4 protein-coding genes are annotated in these 6,678 nt (G+C 74.1%); 3 read left to right on the forward strand and 1 reads right to left on the reverse strand.

Translation table 11 applies throughout. The annotated features are described in order from the left end of the window. Window positions 1–111: 111 nt before the first annotated feature. Window positions 112–1,518 carry a CCA tRNA nucleotidyltransferase gene (locus BF93_RS17805; RefSeq protein WP_038374525.1) on the reverse strand — a complete coding sequence of 469 codons (1,407 nt, stop codon included), beginning with the start codon at window positions 1,516–1,518 and terminating at the stop codon, window positions 112–114. A 107-nt stretch (window positions 1,519–1,625) separates the two neighbouring features. Between BF93_RS17805 and BF93_RS17810 the strand changes: the two genes are divergently transcribed. The 3 genes from BF93_RS17810 to BF93_RS17820 all read left to right on the forward strand — a co-directional run. Next, entirely contained in the window at window positions 1,626–3,980 is a 2,355-nt protein-coding gene (locus tag BF93_RS17810; RefSeq protein WP_269520938.1) for a DUF6049 family protein, read from the forward strand. Then, a complete protein-coding gene (murJ, locus tag BF93_RS17815) occupies window positions 3,977–5,779 on the forward strand; it encodes a murein biosynthesis integral membrane protein MurJ (RefSeq protein ID WP_038374520.1) in 1,803 nt (600 codons plus the stop codon). Before BF93_RS17810 ends, murJ begins: the two co-directional genes overlap by 4 nt. Before the next feature lie 38 nt (window positions 5,780–5,817). After that, window positions 5,818–6,678, forward strand: an 861-nt coding sequence (locus tag BF93_RS17820; protein ID WP_038374521.1) for a protein kinase family protein, incomplete at its 3' end; no start/stop codon positions are given.

Consider the following 6,678-nt stretch of genomic DNA (forward strand, 5'->3'; position numbering starts at 1 on the left):
ACCCGGCGGGGACTCTCACACGGTTTCCACGACTGGTGCGACGCCGCTCACAGTAGACGCCGGGCGCCCCGCAGGGCTTTCAGCGGATGCTCATCGACGGTGCCGGCGCCGTCAGCGCGCGGCCCACCACGCCTTCAGCTCCTCCTCGGCGCGCTCACGGCCCAGGGGGCCGTGCTCCATCCTCAGCTCCAGGAGGTGCTTGTAGGCCTCGCCGACCTCGCGGCCCGGTGCCAGGTCGAGGATCTGCATGATCTCGTTGCCGTCGAGGTCGGGGCGGATCCGACCGATCTCCTCCTGCTCGGCGAGCTCGGCGATGCGCGCCTCGAGCTCGTCGTAGGCCCGCGCGAGGGCGCGGGCCTTGCGCCGGTTGCGGGTGGTGACATCGGCCCGCGTGAGGCGGTGCAGGTGCTCCAGGAGGGGGCCGGCGTCGGTGACGTAGCGGCGCACCGCGGAATCGGTCCAGGCCGAGTCGGCGTAGCCGTGGAAGCGCAGGTGCAGCTCCACCAGCCGCGCGACCTGCTTGGTGGTGTCCTTGTCGAAGGCCAGCGCCTTCATCCGCTTCGCGGTGAGCTTCGCCCCGACCACGTCGTGGTGGCGGAAGGTGACCACGCCCCCGGCCTCGTAGCGGCGGGTGGCGGGCTTGCCGATGTCGTGCAGCAGCGCGGCCAGGCGCAGCACCAGGTCGGGGCCCTCGCAGGGACCGCCGCTGCCGGGCGCGGACTCGAGGTCGATGGCCTGCTCGAGCACGGTGAGGGAGTGCTGGTAGACGTCCTTGTGGTGGTGGTGCTCGTCGATCTCCAGCTGCAGGGCCGGCAGCTCCGGCAGCACGTGCCGGGCCAGGCCCAGCTCGACCATCTGCTCGAGCCCCGCGCGGGGGTGGGCTCCCATCAGGAGCTTCACCAGCTCCTCGCGCACCCGCTCGGCCGAGACGATGCCGATCCGCTCGGCGAGGGCGCGCACCGCATCGGCCGTCCCCGGCTCGATGCGGAAGCCGAGCTGGGAGACGAAGCGGACGGCCCGCATCATCCGCAGCGGGTCGTCGTCGAAGGACTGCTCGGGGGCGACGGGGGTGCGCAGCACCTCGGCGGCGAGGTCGGCGAGGCCGTCGAAGGGGTCCACCAGCTCCAGGGACGGCAGGCGCACCGCCATGGCGTTGACGGTGAAGTCCCGCCGGGACAGGTCCCCGGCGAGGGTGTCGCCGTAGACGACCTGCGGCTTGCGGCTGGTCGGATCGTAGGACTCGGTGCGGTAGGTGGTGACCTCCACGCGCAGGCCCCCGCGGGCCGCGCCCAGGGTGCCGAACTCCCGGCCCATGTCCCACAGGGCGCCGCCGCGGTTCCAGGCCCGCAGGATCCCCTCGGTCTGCTCGGGCCGGGCGGAGGTCGTGAAGTCCAGGTCGGCGCTGGACCGGCCCAGCACCGCGTCGCGGACGGGACCGCCCACCAGCGCGAGCTCGTGGCCGGCCGCCTCGAAGGCGCGGCCGAGCTCGTGGATCTCCGCGGGCAGCGCCGCGAACATGGAGGCCGCGCGGGTGCGGGCGACCTCGAGGCGAGCGCGCGTCTCGTCCGTGTCGTGGGGGGCATCAGTCACAGGGCCTACCGTATAAGGACGCATACAGTGTCCCCATGTCGCAGCCCGTACCGACCACGCCTGCCCTCGGGACGGGGCGATCGCCTCGTCCCCGCTCCGGCGCACCGGTCGGACGACAGCCCGCCGCTGCCCGCCCGATCCTCCGGACCCTGGTATCGGCCCTGGTCATGTGCCTGGTGATGCTGCTGGGCCCCGGGGCCGCCCACGCGGTCCCGCAGCCGGAGGACTTCGACGGCACGGACACGGCGCTGCGCCTGGACTCCCTGGGCCCGGCGGCGCTGGAGCCCGGCGGCACGCTCAGCGCTGAGATCACCATCACCAACACCTCCTCGCAGACCCTCCTCGCCCCGCAGCTCGAGGTGCGCACGCGCACCCCGCGGATCACCGAGCGGGAGCAGCTCGAGCAGTGGCAGGCGGTCACCGCACCCGATGACTCGGGGACCCCCGTGGGCACCTCCGGCGTCGCCGGGGACCTCGCCCCCGGGGCGAGCACGCAGGTGCGGGTCGCGATCCCGGCGGAGGAGCTCGGCTACTCCGAGGCCCCGGAGCTGTGGGGGGTGCGTCGCCTGTCCTTCACCCTGGTGTCCGAGGAGACGCCCCTGGTCAGCCTGCGCAGCTTCACCGTCTGGCGGCCCTCGGGGGTGAGCGGCGGCATCCGCGCCTCGATGCTGGTGCCGGTCTCCTCGGCGGATCCGGCCGCCCAGGTCACCGATCCCACCGCTTTCACGGCCGATGCGACCGCGGGCGCGCTGGCCCGCACCCGCGATACGGCTCTCGTCGACGGGGTCGACTGGATGCTCGACCCCTCCCTGCTGGACCCCGCGACCCTCGTGGAGCCGCAGGAGCCCGAGGAGGAGCCGACCGAGGACCCGGACCCGGACGCCACCGCCGAGCCGACCACCCCGGCCGAGGAGGGGACGGCCGGGCCGCCCGCTCCGCTCGAGGCCGCCGACCAGATGCGCCTCGCCCTCCAGGAGGGCGCCGCGGGACGCACCGTGCTCGGCACGCCCTACGCCGGCGCCGACCTGGTCTCCCTCTCCGAGGCCGATGCCCCGCACCTCGGCGGCCGGGCGCGGATCGCCGCGCAGGACGCCTGGGGCGGATCCGGCGTCACCCCGCACGGCCAGGCCGTCGCGGTGCCCGAGCAGCAGCTCACCGGCGAGGAGCTGCAGGCCTGGCAGGAGGAGGGCAGCGAGGCGATCGTGGTCCCGTCCTCCCTCGCCGCGGCCGGTCGCAGCGACCACGTCACCCCGTCCTCCGTCGTGATGCTCGAGTCCGACGCCGGCTCCACGCCGCTGATCGCCCCCGACGAGGGCCTGTCCGCGCAGGTCTCGATGCTGACCCCGGAGTCCGCGGATCCGGTCCTGACCCGCCAGCGCATCCTCGCCGAGACGGCCGCGGTCGCCTCCCAGGACGTCTCCGCGCGCCAGCACCTGGTGATCGTGCCCGAGGACGCCTCCGCCCTGGACCCCGAGGCCGTCGACGCGATGATGCGCGACCTGCAGGACGCCCCGTGGGTGGAGCGCGTGCCCCTGTCCCAGCTGCTGGACGCCGCCGAGCAGGGCTCGGTGACCACCGATCCCGGGGATGAGAGCGGGGCCGTGCTGAGCGCCGGCACGCTGCGCCCCGAGGACGTCCCCGTCGCCGAGGGCGCCGCGGCGCAGCGCCTCGCCCCCCGGGCGACGGCCGATCTCGAGGCCGCCTCCGAGCGCCTGGGCGACATCACCTCGGTGATGGAGGACCCTGCCGCCGCCGACGCCGCGGAGCTGCTGCTGCTGGCCGCCGCCTCCACCGGGCACCGCGGCGACGAGCAGGAGGCACGGGAGGGCGCCGACGCCGCCGTGGCGCGCACCGACGAGCTCACCGCCGCGGTCCAGGTGGTGCCCGTCTCCGAGTACACCCTGGTCGCCGATGCGGCCGGGGTGCCCATCACCGTGCGCAACGCGCTGCCCACCCCGATCACCGTGCAGGTGCTGGTCTCCTCGGACACCCATGTGGTGCGGATCGGCGATCCGGAGACGGTGCGGGTCCCCGCCCGCGGCAGCGCCCAGGTGACCGTCCCCGTCGAGGCGATCGCCAACGGCACCGTCACCCTCTCGACCACGCTCACCACGGCCGAGGGCGTGCCGCTGACCGATCCGGTGGGCGTGCCGCTCAGCGTGAACCCCGCCTGGGAGAACTGGACGACCATGGCCCTGGTGATCGCGATGGGCCTGCTGGTCGTCGTGGGCGTGCTGCGGGCCCGGCGCACCGGGTCCTCCCGCCGCGCCCCCGGCGTGAAGGTGCCCGAGGACCCGGCGGTGCTGGCGAGCACGGGCCGTTCCCAGCCCGCTGCCGGGACCATGGACCCTCCGCGACCGGGCACCGAGGGGCAGGAGGAGAGCCGATGAGCAGCACAGCGACCAGAGCGCGGCGCACGGCCCACATCCCGCGGCATCTGCGCACCGGCCCGGCCCCGGCGGCCGGGCCGGCGCGGCCCGCGGCGCCATCGGCCCCCGAGCCTGCCCGGCCCCGCACCGGGCTGATGCGCGCGAGCATGCTCATGGCCTCCGGCTCGATCGTCTCGCGCCTGCTGGGCTTCGTGCGCAACTTCCTGTTCGGCCTCATCACGGCCGGGTCGATGACCGCGGCGGCGAGCTCGTTCAGCGCCGCCAACCAGCTGCCCAACACCATCTGGATCCTGGTCGGCGGCGGCACCCTCAACGCGATCCTCGTGCCCGCGATCGTCAAGGCCGCCAAGCAGCCCGATCGCGGCTCGGACTACATCTCGCGCCTGATGACCCTGGTGGTGCTGGTCTCCGGCGGGCTCACCGCGATCTGCATCGCCGGCGTCCCGCTGCTGCTCACCCTGACCAGCGGCAATCTGCCGCCGGCGACCTACGCCCTGGCGGTGCAGCTGGGGTACTGGATGATGCCGCAGATCATGCTGTCGGCGCTGTACGTCATGTGCGGGCAGCTGCTGAACGCGCACGACTCCTTCGGCCCGTACCAGTGGGCGCCGGTGATGAACAACCTCGTCGGCATCGTCGGCGGGCTGCTGTTCCTGGTCGTCTGGGGCAAGCAGGGCGATGCGACCGCCTGGACCATCCCCATGGTGATCGCCCTGGCGGCGATCAACGTCGGCGGCTCCGGGGCGCAGGTCGCGTTCCTCATCGTCTACGTGAGGAAGCTCCGCCTGCGGCTGCGCCCGAAGTGGGGGTTCCGCGGGCTGGGCTTCGGGAAGCTGTCCCGGCTGGGCCTGTGGACCCTCGCCATGCTCGGGATCGCGCAGCTCGGCATCTGGGCGACCCGCTGGTCCACCGGCAACGCCGCCCACGAGGTCGAGCGGCTGAACGAGATCGACCGCAGCGCCGCCCAGTCCTACCCGGCGCTGACCTCGATCGACTGGGCCTACATGGCGTTCATGATCCCGCAGGGCATCATCGCCGTGACCATCGTGACCGCGATCTTCCCGCGGATCTCTCGCCATGCGGCCGATGACGAGCACACCTCGGCGCTGGCCGAGTACGCCCGCACCGGGCGCGTGCTCGCGGTGCCGATGTTCCTCTCGGCCGCGGTGTTCATCGCGCTGGCCGGGCCGATCATGTGGGTGATCGGCGGCGGCACCGGCCCGGTCGGGGCGCGGGCCAACGGCTGGGTGCTCATCGGGTACATGGTCGGCCTCGTGCCCTTCGCCGCGACATACCTGGTCAAGCGCGTCTTCTATGCCTACGAGGATGCGCGTGCCCCGTTCTGGATGCAGATCCCGAACACGCTGGTGTCCCTCGCGGCGGTGGGGCCGATCCTGTGGCTGGTCGATCCGCGCTATGCGACGGCGACGGCCGCCGCCGTCAGCTCGCTGGGCAATGTGCTGGGCTGGGCGCTGGGCCTGTACCTCCTGCGCCGCCGCGCCACGGCGCTCGGCGCTCGCACCACGGGCACCCGGGCGAGCGTCATGGCCTATCTCAAGCTGCTGATCGCCGCGCTCGCCGGCATCGCCGTGGGGGCGGGGGCGGTGCATCTGCTGGGCGATGCGCTGTGGATCCACCGGCTCCTCACCGTCCCCCTCGGCGCGGCGGTGGCCGTGCTCGTCTCCGCGGTGTTCGTGGCGGTCGCCCGCCTGCTGCGGGTCGACGAGCTGACCTGGGCGATGTCCCTGGTGACGCGGAAGCTGCGACGATCCGGCAAGTCCCCGGCGACCACCTCGTAGCATGGTGAGGCGCCTTGACGAACGACGGAGGACTATCCGTGACCATTGGACCCCATGACGACGCGCTCCGCGCGCACTGGACCCTGGAGGGGACGATCCCTCTGTCCGGCGTGCCCGCGGGAGCCTCATGGCATCGCGCACGATCGGCGGCGAGCGGGGAGAGCGTCGTCCTGCTCCTCGTGCAGGGACCGGCGGCCCTCGAGGTGGCCGATGCCGCACGCCGCGCCTTCCTCGTGGAGGACCCCCGGCTGATCCCGGTGCGCGAGGTGCGCGTGTTCGGCGATCCCCGGGAGGACCCGCGGGCCGCCGCCCCCGGTGCGCCCGCCCCGGTCACCGCGGTCGAGTACCCGGTGCCGCCGGCGCCGCCGCTGGCCGCGATGTACGCCGACGGCCCGCTGCGCGCGGAGACCGCCCGATCGGTGATCGGCGAGACCGCGGCCGGGCTCGACACCGCGCGCCGTCGCGGGATCCGCCACCAGCACCTCGACTCCAACCGGGTGTTCGTCGATCCTGCGGCGGGCACCGTCCACGTGCTCGGCGCGGGCGTCGAGGCGGCCGCGGCGCTGGAGACCGCCGCGGAGCAGGACACCGGCTTCCGCGACACCGCGGCGCTGGTCGCCCTGCTGTACAAGGCCCTGACGGGCTCGCGCCCGGTGCGCGGGCAGGACGGCCTGGTGCCGCGCGCCTCCCGCATCAGCCCCCGGACGGTGCCCGACGACCTGGACGTGCTGTGCGACCTGGTGCTCAACGAGTCCGGGGAGGCCATGCCCGTGACCGTGCGCGACCTCGTCACCGAGCTCTCGCCCTGGCAGTCGATCCCGGTGACCCTCGAGGCCTTCGACGCGGACGACGCCGCGGCCGCCGCGGCCGGGACCTCCGCGGATCCCGCGGCGGTCCCG

Source organism: Brachybacterium phenoliresistens (genome assembly GCF_000576425.1).
Taxonomy (GTDB): Bacteria; Actinomycetota; Actinomycetes; order Actinomycetales; family Dermabacteraceae; genus Brachybacterium; species Brachybacterium phenoliresistens.